Annotated in this window: 20 protein-coding genes; 16 read left to right on the top strand and 4 right to left on the bottom strand. The window is 66.7% G+C overall.

Going from position 1 to position 16,844, the window contains the following annotated elements:
• Nucleotides 1-373 precede the first annotated feature (373 nt).
• The 12 genes from C3E99_RS19985 to mobF all read left to right on the top strand — a co-directional run bounded on the left by C3E99_RS19985 (nt 374) and on the right by mobF (nt 10,194).
• Nucleotides 374-538: a hypothetical protein gene (locus tag C3E99_RS19985; protein ID WP_199775013.1), complete on the top strand. Its 165-nt coding sequence runs from the start codon at nt 374-376 to the stop codon at nt 536-538.
• 123 nt (nt 539-661) lie between these two features.
• A complete protein-coding gene (locus tag C3E99_RS13285; RefSeq protein ID WP_104959916.1) occupies nt 662-1,093 on the top strand; it encodes a hypothetical protein in 432 nt (143 codons plus the stop codon).
• Nucleotides 1,094-1,406: 313 nt separating this feature from the next.
• Nucleotides 1,407-1,721 (top strand): DUF736 domain-containing protein, encoded by a 315-nt coding sequence (locus C3E99_RS13280; RefSeq protein WP_104960379.1) that lies wholly within the window; start codon nt 1,407-1,409, stop codon nt 1,719-1,721.
• Between the two features lie 124 nt (nt 1,722-1,845).
• Nucleotides 1,846-2,055, top strand: coding sequence for a transcriptional regulator domain-containing protein (locus tag C3E99_RS19820; RefSeq protein WP_158682303.1), 210 nt, complete (start codon nt 1,846-1,848; stop codon nt 2,053-2,055).
• A 151-nt stretch (nt 2,056-2,206) separates the two neighbouring features.
• A complete protein-coding gene (locus C3E99_RS13275) occupies nt 2,207-2,623 on the top strand; it encodes a DUF2285 domain-containing protein (protein ID WP_234002474.1) in 417 nt (138 codons plus the stop codon).
• Nucleotides 2,624-2,725: 102 nt separating this feature from the next.
• Nucleotides 2,726-2,968 (top strand): helix-turn-helix transcriptional regulator, encoded by a 243-nt coding sequence (locus C3E99_RS13270; RefSeq protein ID WP_104959915.1) that lies wholly within the window; start codon nt 2,726-2,728, stop codon nt 2,966-2,968.
• A gap of 211 nt (nt 2,969-3,179) precedes the next feature.
• The gene (locus C3E99_RS13265) at nt 3,180-3,770 is read left to right on the top strand and encodes a S26 family signal peptidase (RefSeq protein WP_104959914.1); all 591 of its coding nucleotides are present in this window, start codon (nt 3,180-3,182) and stop codon (nt 3,768-3,770) included.
• Nucleotides 3,767-4,096 (top strand): DUF736 domain-containing protein, encoded by a 330-nt coding sequence (locus C3E99_RS13260; protein WP_104959913.1) that lies wholly within the window; start codon nt 3,767-3,769, stop codon nt 4,094-4,096. The genes C3E99_RS13265 and C3E99_RS13260 overlap by 4 nt, the downstream gene beginning before the upstream one ends.
• A gap of 3 nt (nt 4,097-4,099) precedes the next feature.
• Nucleotides 4,100-4,834, top strand: a complete 735-nt coding sequence (locus C3E99_RS13255; protein WP_104959912.1) for a lytic transglycosylase domain-containing protein — start codon at nt 4,100-4,102, stop codon at nt 4,832-4,834.
• A gap of 316 nt (nt 4,835-5,150) precedes the next feature.
• On the top strand, nt 5,151-5,519 hold the full coding sequence (locus C3E99_RS13250) for a hypothetical protein (RefSeq protein WP_104959911.1): 369 nt from the start codon (nt 5,151-5,153) through the stop codon (nt 5,517-5,519).
• Nucleotides 5,516-7,393 carry a type IV secretion system DNA-binding domain-containing protein gene (locus C3E99_RS13245; protein ID WP_199775012.1) on the top strand — a complete coding sequence of 626 codons (1,878 nt, stop codon included), beginning with the start codon at nt 5,516-5,518 and terminating at the stop codon, nt 7,391-7,393. Before C3E99_RS13250 ends, C3E99_RS13245 begins: the two co-directional genes overlap by 4 nt.
• A complete protein-coding gene (gene mobF, locus C3E99_RS13240; protein ID WP_104960376.1) occupies nt 7,393-10,194 on the top strand; it encodes a MobF family relaxase in 2,802 nt (933 codons plus the stop codon). The genes C3E99_RS13245 and mobF overlap by 1 nt, the downstream gene beginning before the upstream one ends.
• Before the next feature lie 57 nt (nt 10,195-10,251).
• Here mobF and C3E99_RS19815 read toward each other — a convergent pair whose 3' ends face one another.
• From C3E99_RS19815 to C3E99_RS13225, 4 genes are all read right to left on the bottom strand, one after another.
• Nucleotides 10,252-11,073 carry a JAB domain-containing protein gene (locus tag C3E99_RS19815; protein WP_158682302.1) on the bottom strand — a complete coding sequence of 274 codons (822 nt, stop codon included), beginning with the start codon at nt 11,071-11,073 and terminating at the stop codon, nt 10,252-10,254.
• Nucleotides 11,074-11,210: 137 nt separating this feature from the next.
• Nucleotides 11,211-11,648, bottom strand: coding sequence for a hypothetical protein (locus C3E99_RS19810; RefSeq protein ID WP_158682301.1), 438 nt, complete (start codon nt 11,646-11,648; stop codon nt 11,211-11,213).
• A 39-nt stretch (nt 11,649-11,687) separates the two neighbouring features.
• Entirely contained in the window at nt 11,688-12,020 is a 333-nt protein-coding gene (locus C3E99_RS13230; protein WP_104959909.1) for a hypothetical protein, read from the bottom strand.
• A 64-nt stretch (nt 12,021-12,084) separates the two neighbouring features.
• Nucleotides 12,085-12,597 carry a helix-turn-helix domain-containing protein gene (locus C3E99_RS13225; protein WP_234002473.1) on the bottom strand — a complete coding sequence of 171 codons (513 nt, stop codon included), beginning with the start codon at nt 12,595-12,597 and terminating at the stop codon, nt 12,085-12,087.
• Nucleotides 12,598-12,816: 219 nt separating this feature from the next.
• Between C3E99_RS13225 and trbB the strand changes: the two genes are divergently transcribed.
• Genes trbB through trbE form a run of 4 tightly spaced genes read left to right on the top strand, consistent with a single transcriptional unit; the run spans nt 12,817 to nt 16,839 of the window.
• Nucleotides 12,817-13,800, top strand: coding sequence for a P-type conjugative transfer ATPase TrbB (gene trbB, locus C3E99_RS13220; protein WP_104959907.1), 984 nt, complete (start codon nt 12,817-12,819; stop codon nt 13,798-13,800).
• The gene (locus tag C3E99_RS13215) at nt 13,797-14,129 is read left to right on the top strand and encodes a TrbC/VirB2 family protein (RefSeq protein WP_104959906.1); all 333 of its coding nucleotides are present in this window, start codon (nt 13,797-13,799) and stop codon (nt 14,127-14,129) included. The genes trbB and C3E99_RS13215 overlap by 4 nt, the downstream gene beginning before the upstream one ends.
• The gene (locus C3E99_RS13210; RefSeq protein WP_104959905.1) at nt 14,129-14,398 is read left to right on the top strand and encodes a VirB3 family type IV secretion system protein; all 270 of its coding nucleotides are present in this window, start codon (nt 14,129-14,131) and stop codon (nt 14,396-14,398) included. Before C3E99_RS13215 ends, C3E99_RS13210 begins: the two co-directional genes overlap by 1 nt.
• A complete protein-coding gene (gene trbE, locus C3E99_RS13205; protein WP_104959904.1) occupies nt 14,395-16,839 on the top strand; it encodes a conjugal transfer protein TrbE in 2,445 nt (814 codons plus the stop codon). Before C3E99_RS13210 ends, trbE begins: the two co-directional genes overlap by 4 nt.
• The last annotated feature ends 5 nt before the right edge of the window (nt 16,840-16,844 follow it).

The following is a 16,844-nucleotide window of genomic DNA, read 5'->3' as shown; positions in this document are numbered from 1 at the left end:
GTGCTTCCGGGGCCCCGCGGCGCGTGAGCCTCTTGATCGGCGAATGAGGCGCCGCAGACGACGAGGGCCGTGTGTGAGCGAACGGCAGGATGTCGACAGCTCTGCGAAATAAAAGGTCAGAGAGGGGGCCGGGACGCGGCGGCGAACCGGGGGCGGGTGGGGCATGGGGCACTGCCGCATGGAAGCGGGCCATCCCCGCTCTCGATTGCCGCTGATCCCTTGGCCGAGGTCAGGCTTCCTTCAATCAACCCGTGAAGGGTCCCCACGCTTCGCTCGGGCCGCGGCTTCGCGCGCGGTGATTGCGGCCTGTCCCCGTCCGGCGGGGCGCCTGTCGAGCGGGAATGGCCCGCTCCCAAGGACAGGAGCCTATCCCATGCCGCTTTCCACCGCCCAATCGCTTGGCTGGAGCCTCGCCCGGACCATGATGACCATCATCATTCTCATCGAGACCAGCGCCGGATATTCGGTCATGCCGCTCGACGAGTTCGACGGCGACCCGGAAACGATCGTCTGCGAATATGACCCGTTCAATCGCTAAGAATCTGGAATTGTCTCCAGAATGGGGCCGGTTCGGGGTCTCCCCCGAGCCGGTTTTGGCTATGCTGTGCCTGCAGGTTGCGCTGCGGAGGTGGTGGTGGGCGCGTCCGATGGGAGGACGTCCATGACCCTGATGCTGATCCTTGGCGCGGTTGCGGCATTTTATTGTCTGCTGCTGCTCTTTCGCTGCGCGACGCTCGCGTTCCCGGTCGTTGCAGGGCTGGGTCCGGCTCTGACGCTGCGGGACCATGGTTTCGGCTGGATCGTCATTCTGGCCGCGGGCTTGCTGGGGTTCTTCACCGTTCATGCCCTTGGCCGGCACCTGGCGCGCAGTTCGGCTCCGCTCGCCGTCCGGCTTGGCGTCATCCTGACCTTCGTGGGCGCCGCCGCGGCTGCAGGCTTCCAGGCCGGAGCCGCGCTCGCGATACTTGCCGACCTCGATCCCTGGACGCAGCTTGGCACTTCCATCCTGACCGCCTTCGTCATCGGCTATGCCAGTTGGCGTGATCTCTTGACGCGGGGTGGCCGGATCGAGCGACCGGCGCTGCACAGCTAGGCGTTAAACCCGCTTCTCGTCGTTCTTCGCTTCCCGGCCGACCGGCAACGCATCCATCCGCGGGTCCGCACCGTCACGGCCTCTCGACATGCGCCATCTGTCAGCAGGCCGCTTCGCTGACCCGGCCCGGTGCAACCGCGCTGGCACGACTTTCTTCCCCCGGCGTGCCGCCGTTCCTCGCGAAACAAGAAAGCCGTGCCAGCGCGGTCCTTCGCTTCGCTGCGGGCCTGCGGCTGCACCGCCGGGACCCCGCCGACGACCGATGCGCATCGAGGCCGCGATGGTGCGGCCCGAGCCAAGGAAGGAATGCATCATGGCCAGGATCGGCACATTCAAGAAAGTCTCCGGCGAATTTCGGGGTCAGATCACCACCCTCGCGGTGCAGGCGAAAGCGGTTCGCATCACGCCCGAAAAAGACCCGAGCGGCAATGCCCCCAGCCACCGCGTTTTCATCGGCGACGTCGAAGTCGGCGCGGCCTGGGAAAAGCAGACGCAGGACAAGCGCCCCTATCTTTCGGTCAAGCTCGACGACCCGAGCTTCACCGCGCCGATCTTTGCGCAGCTGTTCGCGGGCGAAGACGGCGAGCATGATCTGGTCTGGAGCCGCCAGACCCGCCGCGGCGACTGAGCCGCGGGGACCCGCCCGGCGGTGCCGGGCGGGCTACCCATTAATGGGGAAGGGTGCCCCCAAGCCTTGGAATTGGCGCTCGTCCCCATTTCGCCAATTCTTCGGCCTCCCACGGGAGGCTGTTATGGCGGTTGCGAAGACGGCAGAAAGCAAACGACCGCCGTCCCTGGACTTTCCCGGCTACGCCCAGGAGTTCCTTCGCCGCAGCCCGGAGTATAATCGCGACTATGAAGGGGTGATGTCGGATCGCCATGCCGATCCGGCGTCGCGGGAGGTGATGGCCCGGCGCTGGGGCCTCTGCTTTCCCGGTCGATCCGTGCCTTTCGGCGCTTGATGCCCCGGCCTATTGGGACGCGGCAGTTTGTCCCTATGTCGTAATACTCGGCGCTGCGCTGCCGGCCTTTGCAGCCGGGCTGCGCTTCGATCCGGCTCGCTGGCCGCATCGCCTTGGCTGTCGGCCGGGCCTTGACGGAAGCCACTATATATTGAGCGACGGCTCGGCGCTCCACCGGATCTGGCTGCGCGGCGATCCGGTCGAGGGCGCCTATGCTTGCCAGGTCCCGCTCGACAGCCTGATCGAGACGCGCCTTCAGGCGGTCTGCGATTTCGATCGATGGCTGCGGGGGGCATCTTTCGCGCCCGCGGTCGTCCGGCCGACATCCTACCAGGCCCAGCGCCTCGATCTGCTACTATCGATCCTCGACCTTCGCGCCGGGGCGCAAGTCTCGAGCCATGAGGTCGCGCGCCGGCTCATTTATCCGCGCCTCGATGTCGGACGCGGCGCCGCATGGAAATCGTCACCCGAACGGCGCCGGACGCAGCGCCTGATCCGCGAGGCCGAAGCGCTGGCGGCGGGCGGCTACCGCGCATTGCTCGCCGGCCGGGCGGGGCGACAAAAATAGCCGCGAATTTCAGCCGCTCCCCCGCGCCGCAGCTTTCGCGCCACGACGCGCCACGACCCGCCGGTCCTTCTTGTTCGGTCCGGCGCCTCGAAGGAGCTGTCCATGTCCAATCTGCCCGCGCCGCGCTATCTGAAGACGCCCGATGCCGCGCTTCACGTCGGACTTTCGCCCCGGACCCTCGAAAAGCACCGCTGCTACGGCACGGGCCCCGCGTACCGCAAGCTTGGCGGGCGTGTCGTCTACGCCATCGACGACCTCGACGCCTGGGCCGATCTTGGCCGACGTTCCTCGACCTCCGATCCCGGCATCGGGACCGTCCATCCCGCGCGCCCGGTGCGCCGCTGATGTGCAGCGAGAACCTAGCACAAGTGGCCGGGGTGCGGTCCTCGATGCGCGGTGCCGGCGCATTGGCCGTGTTTACCGACGCTGATCTTACCGCCGTCGAGAGCCGCATCGATCCTTGGCATTGCTTCGGCCGCGTTGCCGCCGGCGCGCCGTCCCGCCCGTCGATGGCGGAACGGCAGCCGGCATGGCTCGGCCGCCGGGGGGGCGAAGGATGAACCGCGCTTATATGAAGGCGACGGTCGCTGCGGCGGGACTGTTTGGCGGTCTGTTCCTGTTTCTGGCGTCGCATCCACCGGCGCCGCGCTGGCTCTGGAACGCCAGCGAGAGTGCGCCGGTCGGGCTTTATCGTATCGACTCCGCGGCCCATCTTCGTCGCGGCGATCTGGTCGCGATCAGGCCGCCCGCCGCCATCGGCGCCTTTCTCGACAAGCGGAATTATCTGCCCGCTGGCCTGCCTTTGCTCAAGCGCGTCGCGGCCCTGCCGGGCGCGCGCGTCTGCCGCTCGGGTGTCTTTGTCACGGTCGATGGCGTCGGCGTCGCGCGCGCCTTGCCGCGCGACCGGGCGGGCCGCCCGCTGCCGATCTGGCACGGCTGCCGCATCGTCGGCGCGGGCGAAATCTTCCTGATCAATGCAGCGCCACTGAGCCTCGACAGCCGATATTTCGGGCCGCTTCCCACCACCGGCCTGATCGGGATCGCGCACCCGCTGGTCACCCGCGCCAGCGACGGCGGCGCGCTGCGCTGGCACGTCCCGGCGCGAAAAGCCTTCCAATTCCCAACCAGCAAGGAGCAAACTCCATGATCATCGGGTCATTCCGGAATCGCGGCCTCGGCTATGTCGGCCGCATCCACACGCTGAGTCTCGACGCCGAACTCAGCATCGAACCCGCCGAACGCACCGAAGCCGAGGGCGCGCCCGACTGGCGCATATTCCTCGGCAGGGCCAAGGACGGGATCGAGATCGGCGTCGGTCGAACCGACTTCGGGTCGCTCGGCCTCGTCATCGCGATCGAAATCGACGACCCCGCGCTTGGCGCGCCGCTACGCGCCAATCTGGACTGCGATGGCTTTCGCCGCGGGCCGCTGTGGCTGCGCTGGTCGCGGACCGATGCTGCCGGGCAGCGCTGAACCATGGCGATTGCGCCTCAATTCCTTCGCTCTGCGCTCGCGCTTGCCTTGCGCCGCGCGCTGCACACGGCTGCATTGGCCGCTGCGCTCGTCATGTCGCCGCCGTGCGCTGCGGCCGCTTCGCAAGCGGCGCCCGCCGCGCATCCTTATGCCGCCCCGGTGGCCGAAGCGGCGCAGCGCTTCGGCATTCCCGAGACCTGGATCTGGCGCGTGATGCACGCCGAAAGCCGCGGCAATCGGCGCGCCGTGTCGCCCGCCGGGGCGATGGGTCTCATGCAGATCATGCCGGGAACCTGGAGCATGCTGACGTCAAGGCATCGGCTCGGGACAGACCCGTTCGACGTCCGCGCCAACATCCTCGCGGGCGCAGCCTATCTGCGCGCCATGTGGGACCGCTATCGCGACATCCGCCTGATGCTCGCAGCCTATAATGCCGGGCCCGGGCGCGTTGATGCCTATGCCGCCGGGCGCCGCGGACTGCCGGCCGAAACCCTCGCTTATGTCGCGGGAATCGCGCCCGCGCTCGGTTCGACAACACGCAATCCTGCTGCCGTGGCGTTGCCGGCGGCGGCGCCCGGCTGGCGCGATGCCGGCATCTTCGCGGACCGAAAAATGGCTTCGGTCGGCGAACAAGATGTTGCCGCCTTGCCCTTGTCGCGTTCGGCTGAATTCCATTCTCGTGCGCCTGTCGCTGCCGCCAACCCGCTTTTCGCGCCGGTTTCCGGAAAGGATTACTGATGGCAGATTCTGCATTTTGTCCGCACCTATTTGTGCGGATTCCTTGTGTCTCATCGCGGCGGAGCAAGCACCGGGGGGCAGCTCTGCGGAGGTCTTGGAGGAGACCTGGCAGGTCCTTCCTGCAGCAAGGGTTGCAGGGCCGCGATGCTACGCATCGGACCCATATTTTGGATACACACCTCACGCACGGGTGCATCCAGCTTTTCCGCCACTTTTCGAGGCAGCGATCCGGCACCACCATTTTACCACCATCAGGAAGTGCGGGTTTTGCGGCATTTCTCGAGGCAGCGGAACGGCGACACAGCGGAAACGGGCAATGACAGCCGCTCGCTACAACGTCCGCGTGCCGGCGGCGCTTGACCAGGCGCTTCACAGGCTCGCCGAGCTGGAGGGGCTGACAGCCTACGCCATGCTTCAGCGCATCGTGAAAGCAGGTATCGACGCGCGCACGAATCCTCGGGCCGCCGACGCTGAAGCAAGGGAGCTGATAGCCGAGGTGGCGTCGATGGGGGTTCGTCTTGCCGACATCGAGCATATGGTCGACCGGACGCTGTTCACTGCCTGCGCGGCCTATTGTTATGCACGCTCCGCGGCAATCGGTAGCGAGGAGTCCGACGAGGCGATCGCCGAGGAAGTCAGGCCCGCCTATGAGCGGCAAAGAGCGATGGCGGAGCAGCGGTCGTGAGCGAGCATCACGATCGCCGCCTGCATGCCGACACGCTGCGCCGCCATCATCGCCACAGCCAGACACGGCGTTTCAAAAGGCAGGTCGCGATCATGGCCGCGTCGATCGCGCTTGGCGGCCTTGCCGCGCCCTATCTCATGCTCGACCCGAAGATCATGCAGGCGACGGGCACCTGGCACCATGCGAAGCTCCTGACATGGTTCGCCGGCGCCGCTGGCGGCGATCCCGGAATGAAGATCCGCGATGGCGAAACATACTTTCTGGTGTCCGCGCGTGCGGTCGCGAGCCATGCCTATTATCGCCAGTCGGCGAGCATCACCATTTCCTTTATCATCCGCGGGAGCATGATTGGCTTCGCGGCCTGGCTGTCGGGGCTGTTCCTCTTGCGCGGCGTCGCGGCGCGGCGGCGCGAGCGCGCGCTGCGCGATCGCTTTGTCAGCGGCACACTGGTCACCAGCGAAGCGGCGCTCGCAAAGCGCGCGCGGTCGGAGGCGGACGGGCGGTCGTTGGCGATCGGACCCATCGCGCTCCCGCCGCGTCTCGAGACCCGGCACATGGCAATGGTCGGCACGACGGGCAGCGGCAAGACGACCGTGCTGCGCCAGATGCTCGACGGCATCGAGGCGCGCGGCGAGGCGGCATTGGTCTATGATACCAGCGGCGAGTTCATCGCCCATTATTATGATCCCGAGCGCGGCGACATCATCCTCAACCCCTTCGATGCGCGCTGCGCTTACTGGTCGCCCTTTGCCGAGATCGCGCACCCGGCCGATGCCGACCGGATCGCACAGCAGCTCATCACCGAGACCGGGCAGCACGACCGCGATGTCTGGCTCGAGACCAGCCGTATCCTCGTCGCCAACATGTTGCGCGCGCTGTGGCGAGAGAAGAAAGGAACCTTGCCCGATCTGCTCCACGCGCTCCAGCTTCGCACCAAGGACGATCTGAAAGTCTGGCTCGGCGACAGCTCGTCGGCGCGCACCTTTGCCGAAGACGCCGACCGCGCGACCGGCAGCGTGCTCTTCATGCTCGCGAAGGCCGCGAACCTCATCCAGTTTCTGCGGGTCCAGGAAGACAACGAGGCGCCTTTCTCGTTTCGCGCATTCCTTTCCGGACTCGACGAGCGCGATGGGGCCAGGCCGTGGATCTTCGTACCGCGCAAGGAGGATTATTTCGAGGCGTCGAAGCCGCTGCTCGCCTGCTGGCTCGAATGCGCTGCGAGCGCCCTGCTGGGGCTTGCGCCGTCGGCTGATCGCCGCGTCTGGTTCCTGCTCGACGAACTCGCCGACTTGCCGCGCGTCGACAATCTCGCGCGGCTGCTGCCCGAGGGGCGCAAGTTCGGGGCGGCGGTCGTGCTGACTTTCCAGGCGATCGGCCAGATGCGCCATCGCTATGGCAAGGATCTTTCCGAATCGATGCTAGGCTGCTGCAACACCAAGCTCTTCCTCCAGATGATCGATGGCGAGAGCCGCAAATGGGCAAGCGAGACGATCGGTAGCTGCGAGGTCGAAGTTCTCACCATGACGGGCGCGCTCGGCGATGGCGATGACAAGCCGCGAATGACGCTGGGCCGGCAGCGAAAGGTGAGGCCCGCCGTGTTGGAAAGCGAACTGCGGCTCGCGCGGCATGAGGGCTATCTGCTGCTTCCCGATGGGATGCCCGTTGCCCGGATCTCGCTCACCGCCGATCATATCGCGCGTCGGGGCAGGGCATCCCAACGGGCCTTCGTTGCGTCCAAGCCCGAGACCAGCCTGTGGTCGAGGTCTGTCGTAGCGTCGCCCGCGCCGCCGCCGAAGGCGGAGACGCAGGCGGTCGCGGCGAAGCCGAAACCGAAGCGCAGGGGCCGCCGTCCCGCCGGCGGAGGGCCGGTCTGATGGTCGCGTCGGTGTCCGCGCTGACCAGCTCGGCGCAGGCGAGCAGCTATTATGAGACCGATGATTATTATGCCGACGGCGGGCTGTCGCCTTCCGAATGGCAGGGCAAGGGCGCCGAGGCACTCGGCTTGTCGGGCGAGGTCGATCGCGATGCCTTTCGCGACCTGCTCGACGGAAAGGTCGGGGCCATTCAGCTTGGTACGATGCGCGACGGGAAGCTTGAGCATCGGCCCGGATGGGATGTGACCCTGAGCGCCCCCAAGTCGGTGTCGATCATGGCCGAGGTCGCGGGTGACCGTCGATTGATCGCGGCGCATGGCGACGCGGTAAAAACGGCGCTTGCGCACGTCGAGGCGCATATGGCCGCGACCCGTGTCCGGCATGGCGGCAATGTGACGCGTGAGGCAACCGGCAATCTCATCATCGCCAGCTTCCAGCATGGCACCAGCCGCGCACAGGATCCGCAGCTTCACACGCATAATGTCATCATGAATGCGACGCAGGGCGATGACGGATCGTGGCGCAGCCTCGAGCCGCGCGCGATCTACCAGCTCCAGAAGCAGATCGGCGCGATCTACCGGCAGGAACTGGCGCTGAAGGTGCGCGAGCTCGGCTATGAAATCGAGCCGGCCAGGGACTCAATGTTCGAAATCAGGGGCGTCTCCGCCGACGTCATGGCAGCGTTCAGCACCCGCAGCGCCGCAATCGAGGCTGCGCTCGGTGAACGCGGAACGTCGCGCGAGGAGGCCAGCGCAGCCGAGAAGCAGGTCGCCGCTCTCGACACCCGCGATGCGAAGGTGACAATCGACCAGGCGTCGCTCATCGCCGATTGGCGGGCGACCGCCGATCAGGCGGGGTTCGATACCAGCGCGCGCCTGGCGCTCGTTGGCGAAGCGCAAGCGAAGGCGGTCGCTGCGGAGGGAATCCTGGAGCGAACGAGCGTGGCCAAGCGCGCCGTGGCGCATGCCGCCGACAAGCTTGGCGAGCGCCAATCGGTGTTTTCGGTCGCGGCGTTGCACGAGGAAGCGGGGCGCGTCGGATTGGGGAAGGTCGGCTATGCCGCGATCGGTTCGGCGATTGCGGCAGCGACCGAGCGCGGCGATCTCATCGACCGCAACTTTCTCGATCGGCGCGGCGCGGATTTTGCCGGACTCACCACCCGCCAGAATATCGAGGCCGAAACTCGATTGCTCAGGATCGAGGCCGATGGCCGCGGTGCGCTCGCGCCGATCGCATCGCCGCTGGCGGCAGCGAAGGCGGTCGCGGCCGCTTCGCGGCAGGGCGAGCGCGCGGGCCTTGCCTGGAACGAGGACCAGCGTGCGGCGACCCGGCAGCTCCTCGCGAGCCGCAACCGGATCACCGCGGTGCAGGGCTATGCCGGCACCGCCAAGACCACCACGGTGCTTGCAACCTTCGCGCGCGAGGCGGAGGAGCGAGGGGTGCCGGTTGTCGCGCTCGCGCCGACCGCGTCCGCGGCAATGGTGCTCGGCGCGGCGCTGGCAACGCGCGGCGATACGGTCGCGCGTCATATGCTGACGCCGGGGCGGGCGGCGTCGGGGCCGTCGGCAGCGTGGATCGTCGACGAAGCGTCCTTGCTGTCAGCCCGCGATACGGCGCGCCTGTTTGAACTCGCCCTGAAGCATGACGCCCGTGTCATCCTTGTCGGCGACGTCAAGCAACTCGGCTCGGTCGAGGCGGGCGCAGCCTTTGCGCAGCTCCAGACAGCGGGAATGGAAACCGTGAGGCTCGAAACTATCGTCCGGCAGACCAACCGCGCGGCCCGGGAGGCGGTGCTCGCGTCGATCGAGGGGAACGCGAAAAGAGCGCTCGCCGCGCTCGATCGCGGCGGTGGTGCGATCGTCGAGAATGCCGATCGCGCGGCGCGGTTTGCCGCCATCGCCGAACATTATGCTGGCCTCGACAAGGCCAGCCGCGCGCGCACCCTTATCGTCGAACCATCGCGCGACGGGCGCGACGCCCTGACCGCCGATATCCGACAGGCACTTGCCCGCTCGGGCGCCCTCGCCGGTCCGGCGGTCACGCTGGAAAGCCTGGTCAACAAGGGACTGACCCGCGCCGAGGCGCGCGATCCGGCGAGCTATGACAGCGGCGATGTCGTCCGCTTTTCGCGCGACTATCCCGACAAGGGCGTCAAGCGGGGGGAGGCCTGGCGCGTCGAAACCGTCGATCCGGCGAAAGCGGCCGTGGCGCTGCGGGCCGAGGACGGACGCGAAGTCGATTGGCGGTTGCGGCAATGGGGTGCCGGCCATGTGCAGATCTTCGAAACCCGGCCGCTGGAACTCAAGGCCGGCGACAACATCCGCTTCACGCGCAACGATCGCGGCGCGGGGCGCGTGAACGGCGCGCGCGCGGAGGTGACGGCGGTCGATGCCGCGGCACGGGCCGCTGTCGTCCGCGACGCGCGGGGCCGGGTTCAGACGCTGCGGCTCGATAGTGCCCGCGACCGTCATATCGCGCACGGCTATGTCGATACGGCGTTTGCCGCGCAGGGCCGCACGGCCGATCATGTCATCGTCCACGCCGACAGTCGGGCCACCAATCTGGTCGACCAGAAGAGCTTTTACGTCGGGATTTCGCGCGCCAAACAGTCGGCGACGATCTTCACCAACGATCGCGCTAAGCTCGTTGCCGCGATCCACGAACGCGCCGGGACGGTCCAGACAGCGATCGCGCAGGTCAACAGTTCAGCGGCCGCATCGCACAAAGCGGCCGCATCGCACAAAGCGGCAGGACCGGCTCTGTCCCGGTCGCTGTCGTCCGGCTCCGCCATGGGGCTTTAGCGGCGCGGGGCCGGGAGCATTGCGGTCGGTCCGCCCGGACGTTGGCATCGTGCATGATCAGTCTTCGCCCGCGGCAAAATAGGCAGTGAGCCGATGTGCGAGATCGGGGGACAGCCGGATATGCGTTCGCCGGCCATCGTCGCGGTCCGCCTCGCGGACGAGAAGTCCGGCATCGCAGAGACGCTGCAGCAAGCGCTGCGCCGACGACGTCGGGAGACCCGAGGCGATACAGGCGGAGCTGGTCGAGACGGCTCGACCCTGGGCCTCATGTATGAACAGGTCGATCAATATGTCCCACGCCGGCTCTCCGAAACATTCGTCTGCACCCACGAGCTGGCGGCGGAGCAGTCTGCGGCGAGCGGTTCGGCGCGCATTGGCTAATGCGAGGGTCGCGTCATTCGGATCGGCCGCGCTGTCGCGCAGTCGTTCCGGCGGCCGCCGTTTCGCCCGCGCCCGGCGATGAAGGATCAGACTGTGCTTGGTGCTCGTCACCACAATATGTTCGAGCAGCGCGACATCGAGCGCGTAGCCGATCGAAACCAGCCGTTCGGTCACGTCGATATCGCCGCGGCTCGGCGTCGGATCGCCGCTGGGGTGATTGTGGACGAGGATGACGCCGGCGGCATTCAGTTCGAGGGCGCGGCGAAATATGACCCGCGCATGCACGGTCAGCTGTCCGATCGTCCCATGCTGCATTTGCTCGTCGCCGATCACGCGCCGCGAGCCGTCGAGGAATAGCGCACGGAGAATTTCATGCGGGAGCGCGCCCATCGAAGCCTGCAGATAGCGGATCAACTTCGGATCGGCGGGCGTGACGGCGCGTCCGACCACCTCCGAGCGCATGGACTCGAGCGTCGCTGATCGCGCGGCGGTCAGCATGACCGCTACCGGACTGTCCTTCCCGAGGACCCGGCGGAGCGATGCGGGGGACTGGGCCCAGACGCGCGCAAGCGTGCGATATTCCGAGAGCAGCGCCTCGGCCGTCGATTGGCTGTTCGCCGGATCGATCGCCGCGATCAGATCTGCCAGGACGGCTCGCTCTCGCCGCGCATCAGCCGTCGCTGGTGACGCCAGGTTGCGAGGACGAGAATCAGCGGGACGGGCCAGGACGTCGCGACCTGCATTGTAAGGTAGACCGACGGCTCCATCGTCACGTCGAGGAGCCGGCTCGTGTGCGCCAGGAGCGGAAGCATGTGAAGCACCGCGACGCACAATGGCCAGAAGCGATGCGCATAAAGTGCGAGCGCAGTTGTCGCCGCGGCGCCGAACAGGTCGATCGCGAGGTGACCCATATCCAGCGTGGCAAACTCCGGCGGGATAAAGGCATGGAGCAGCTGATCGGCCGCCACCATGGTCCAGGCGATCGCCGCCATCGTCCGTTCGGGGCCGCCGCCGCGCCAGAGGGCGTAAGCGGAAGCGACCAGCAAGAAGGCGAGAAACAAGGCTATGCGCACGGGTCCAGACTTCCATGCCGATCGCTCCCGGTCAATCGGTCAGGCGGCGGATGCCAGCGGAATGCTGTCGCCCTGTGCGATCTTTGGACATTCGTGGAGATCATAGCCCGCGGTCTCGCGCCCGATCGCGACGAGCTCGCCGTGGACGCGCATGACGGCGCCGCTGACATCGACCAGGGCCATTTGCGCCTGCATGAGGCGGCGGATCGCGGCATGGCCTTTGGTCGCCGGCACGCCGACGGTGTCGCGGCGCGCCGTGACGACGCTCGTCATTAGCGATGACATGGCGATTAGCGCATCGTCGATCCTGATCTCGGCCGCCGGCACATCGCGTGCGAGGCGGGCAGTGGTGAGGGCGATTTCCTTGGGCATGACGTCTCCTTTTTCCAAAACGCATGCGTGCGTTTCGGCGCGACGGTTTGGACTTGGAAGGGGATCAGCCGGAGATCAGCCGCGTCAGCGCCTGGGCGATCGCAAGTCCGGTCAGGATGAGCAGGGCCAGCGCGACCAGCATGGTCGCCATGAGCCAGGCTCTTCTGATCCGAGTGTGATCAGGTCTCCAAAAATCCCCGAACGGCGGGTTGCTGACCCTTGGTCCTTCCGTCGGCGAAGCACTCTCGTGCATCGCCTCGGGGAGGCTTCCGTCCGGGACGCTGGATGGCACCAGTCCGGGGTTGGGCGATACTATGACCGGATCACATGATATCCGATCATAGGTCTGACGGAGCCGCGCATAGATGATCGCGGCTTCGTCGCGGTTCGCTGCGCCGAGAATATTGCGGGCCGTGGTGATCCTCAGGTCGACGGCCTGCTTGGAAATGTCGAGGCGGCGCGCAATCTGTTTCGATGTCTGGCGCTCGAGCAGCAGATCGAGGCAAGCGCGCTGCTTGTCGGTGAGGCGCGACCAGCGCGCAGTTTCATCTGACGGCTGCGACCCCGAATCAGTCATTATTACACTGTTGTCAAAATCGCGGGGCGTGCAAGCCACACGTCGCATTTTGCGGTCGCTCGCAGCATGTTACGCGGCGGGTGCCTACGCCACGGCCTGTCTTTCTTCGCCATGGTTCGACGCGCGCAAATCGCTGTTGAAATCCGGCGTTGCGTGCGTCTCTTACTCGTCCCCGTCGAGCGCGGCACCACTGCCCCGCGCCAGCAAATGGGGATATCGATGGGCGCAGAACCGATCCGGCTGGAGGCACGTCATCGCAGCGCGCGCATGCTTCGCACCGCGATGGGCGGCGCGATCGCCGAATGGCTCGCCGAGCCCGAGATCATCGAAATCATGCTCAATCCCGACGGGCGGCTCTGGATCGACCGACTCGGCCGGGGGATCGAAGCCAGCGGGGAGACGCTGAGCGCCGCCGATGGCGAGCGCATCATCCGACTCGTCGCGCATCATGTCGGCGCCGAGGTGCATGGCGCCGCGCCGCGCGTGTCGGCCGAGCTGCCCGATGGCGGGGAACGCTTTGAGGGATTGCTGCCGCCGGTCGTGGCGGCGCCGACCTTTGCGATCCGCAAGCCCGCCATCGCCGTCTTCACTCTCGACGACTATGTCGCCTCGGGGACCATGTCGGCCGCGGCGGCGGATATGCTCCGGCGCGGCGTTCGCGACCGGCTCAATATCCTCGTCGCGGGCGGCACCGGCACCGGCAAGACGACGCTGACCAACGCCCTGCTCGCCGAGATCGCGGGAAGCAGCGACCGCATCATCCTGATCGAGGACACGCGCGAACTTCAATGCGCGGCGCCGAACTTCGTCGCGATGCGCACCAAGGATGGCGTTGCTTCGCTGTCCGATCTCGTGCGCTCCTCGCTGCGCCTTCGTCCCGACCGAATCCCGATCGGCGAAGTACGCGGCGCCGAGGCGCTCGACCTTCTGAAAGCCTGGGGCACGGGTCATCCCGGCGGCGTCGGCACGATCCATGCCGGCAGCGCGCTCGGCGCGCTCCGCCGCATGGAGCAGCTCATCCAGGAGGCCGTGATTACCGTGCCGCGCGCGCTGCTCGCCGAGACGATCGATCTTGTCGCCGTGCTCGTCCGCGACGGGACAGGCCGGCGCCTTTCCGAACTCGCGCGCGTCGACGGGTTCGACCGGCTGAACCTCGAATATCGCCTGACCCCGCTCATTGACCCCGAAGGAGACAATCAATGAACCACGCCCCCCGGCATGGCGCGCGTTGCGCCATGCTCTGCTCCACCGCACTGCTCGTCGCACTTGCAATGTCGGCTCCGGCCCATGCCGGTGGTTCCTCGATGCCATGGGAAGCGCCGCTGCAGTCGATCCTCGAGAGCATTGAGGGCCCGGTCGCGAAGGCCGTCGCGGTGATTATCATCATCGTGACCGGCCTCAGCCTCGCCTTTGGCGACACGTCGGGCGGCTTCCGTCGGCTGATCCAGATCGTGTTCGGCCTATCGATCGCGTTCGCGGCCTCGAGCTTCTTCCTCTCCTTCTTCTCCTTCGGCGGCGGAGCGCTCGTCTGATGGGCCGGGAAGGGGAGGTGCCGGGCTATTTCGCGCCGGTGCACCGGGCGCTCGCCGAACCGATCCTGCTCGGCGGCGCGCCGCGCAGCCTCGCCATCGTCAACGGCACGCTTGCCGGGGCGATCGGCCTTGGCCTCCGCCTCTGGCTCATCGGCCTCGCCATCTGGGCGGTTGGTCATGCCCTCTCGGTCTGGGCCGCGCGGCGTGACCCGCAGTTTGTCGACGTCGCCCGCCGTCACCTCAAATATCCCGTCTGGATGCGCCCATGATGAACTTCTCCGAATATCGCTCGAAATCCGCCAGCCTTGCCGATTTTCTCCCATGGGTCTGCCTGGTGGCGGAGGGCGTGGTGCTGAACAAGGATGGTTCGTTTCAGCGCACGGCGCGCTTCCGCGGGCCCGACCTCGACAGCGCCACGCCCGCCGAACTCGTCGCGGTGACCGCCCGTCTCAACAATGCGCTCCGCCGTTTGGGGTCAGGCTGGGCGGTATTCGTCGAGGCGCAGCGCGTGCCGGCATTGTCTTATCCGGTGTCGGATTTTCCCGATGTCGTGTCCGAGCTGGTCGATATCGAACGCCGCGAGCAGTTCCGCGAGGAGGGCGCGCATTTCGAAAGCTTTTATTATCTGACGCTCTTGTGGATGCCGCCAGCCGAGGAGGCTGCGCGCGCCGAGGCTTGGCTCTATGAGGGGCGCTCGAAGACCGGGGTCGATCCCAAGGAATTGCTGAAAAGCTTTATCGACCGCACCGGGCGCATGCTCCATCTCGTCGAAGGATTCATGCCCGAGGCCGAATGGCTCGATGACGGCGAAACGCTCACCTATCTCCACAGCTGCATCTCGACCAAGGTCCAGCGCGTTCGCGTGCCCGAGACCCCGATGTATCTCGACGCGCTGCTCGCCGACGAAGCACTGGTCGGCGGGCTCGAGCCGCGGCTCGGCGACCATCATCTGCGTACGCTGACCATCACCGGTTTCCCGAGCGTCACTTTCCCGGGGCTGCTCGACGAGCTCAACCGCCAGGCCTTCGCCTATCGCTGGTCGTCGCGCGCGATCATGCTCGACAAGACCGATGCCACCAAGCTGCTGACGAAGATTCGGCGGCAGTGGTTCGCGAAGCGCAAGTCGGTCGCCGCGATCCTCAAGGAAGTGATGACCAACGAGGCCTCGGTGCTGATGGACAGCGACGCGTCGAACAAGGCCGCCGACGCCGACATGGCGCTGCAGGAGCTTGGCGCCGACGAAGCTGGGATCGCCTATGTCACCGCGACGATCACCGTCTGGGATCGCGACCCCGCGCTCGCAGCCGAGAAGCTGCGGCTGGTCGAGAAGATCGTCCAGAGCCGCGACTTCACCTGCACGGTCGAGGGCGTCAATGCACTCGAGGCCTGGTTCGGGAGTCTTCCCGGCCATGTCTATGCCAATGTCCGCCAGCCGCCCATTTCCACCCTCAATCTCGCCCACCTCATTCCCCTGTCCGCGGTGTGGGCGGGGGCGGAACGCGACGAGCATTTCGGTGATGCCCCCTTGCTCTACGGCAAGACCGAAGGCTCGACCCCGTTCCGCCTCACTCTTCATGTCGGAGATGTCGGCCATATGCTGGTCGTCGGCCCGACGGGTGCCGGCAAATCCGTGCTGCTCGCGCTGATGGCGCTTCAGTTCCGCCGCTACGAAGGCAACCAGATCTTCGCCTTCGATTATGGCGGCTCGATCCGCGCCGCGGCGATCGCGATGGGCGGCGACTGGCAGGATCTTGGCGGCGCGCTGCACGATGCCGGCAGCGTGGGATCGGTCGCCTTGCAGCCGCTTGCGCGCATCGACGAGGCCGCCGAGCGGGCATGGGCGGCCGAATGGCTCGCCGCCTTGCTTGCGGGCGAAGGAGTGAATGTCGATCCCGCCGCGAAGGAGCATGTCTGGTCGGCGCTGAATTCGCTGGCGAGCGCGCCTGTGTCGGAACGGACGCTGACCGGCCTTGCCGTCCTGCTCCAGTCGCAAGAGCTGAAGCTCGCGCTCTCGCCCTATCTCGTCGGCGGTCCCTGGGGACGGCTGCTCGACGCCGAGGCCGAGCATCTTGGGACGGCGCGCGTCCAGGCGCTCGAAACAGAGGGTCTGGTCGGTGCCTCTTCGGCGCCGTCGGTGCTCGCCTATCTGTTTCATCGGATCGAGGGGCGCCTCGACGGATCGCCGACGCTGATCATCATCGACGAGGGCTGGCTCGTCCTCGACAGCCCGGCCTTCGCGGCGCAGCTGCGAGAGTGGTTGAAGACGCTGCGCAAGAAGAATGCGAGCGTGATCTTCGCAACGCAGAGCCTCGCCGATATCGAGGGATCGAGCATCGCACCGGCGATTATCGAAAGCTGTCCGACCCGGATGTTTCTCCCGAACGAGCGCGCTGCCGAGCCGCAGATCGCGCGGGTCTATGAGCGCTTCGGACTCAACGATCGCCAAATCGAGATATTGAGCCGGGCAACGCCGAAGCGCGATTATTATTGCCAGTCGCGGCGCGGCAACCGGCTGTTCGAACTCGGGCTCGGCGACGTCGCGCTCGCCTTCACCGCCGCCTCCTCGAAGACCGATCAGCTCAAGATCGGCGAGATTGTCGCGGCGCGTGGCCGTGCCGATTTCGCCGAATTCTGGCTGCGCCACCGCGGCCTCTATTGGGCCGCCGATCTCCTCGCGAACCTCGAAACCCCCGACCATCTAAAGGAGTGAATATC

This window comes from Sphingopyxis sp. MG, assembly GCF_002953155.1.
Classification (GTDB): Bacteria; Pseudomonadota; Alphaproteobacteria; order Sphingomonadales; family Sphingomonadaceae; genus Sphingopyxis; species Sphingopyxis granuli.
This window is presented reverse-complemented; position numbering and strand designations above follow the sequence as displayed.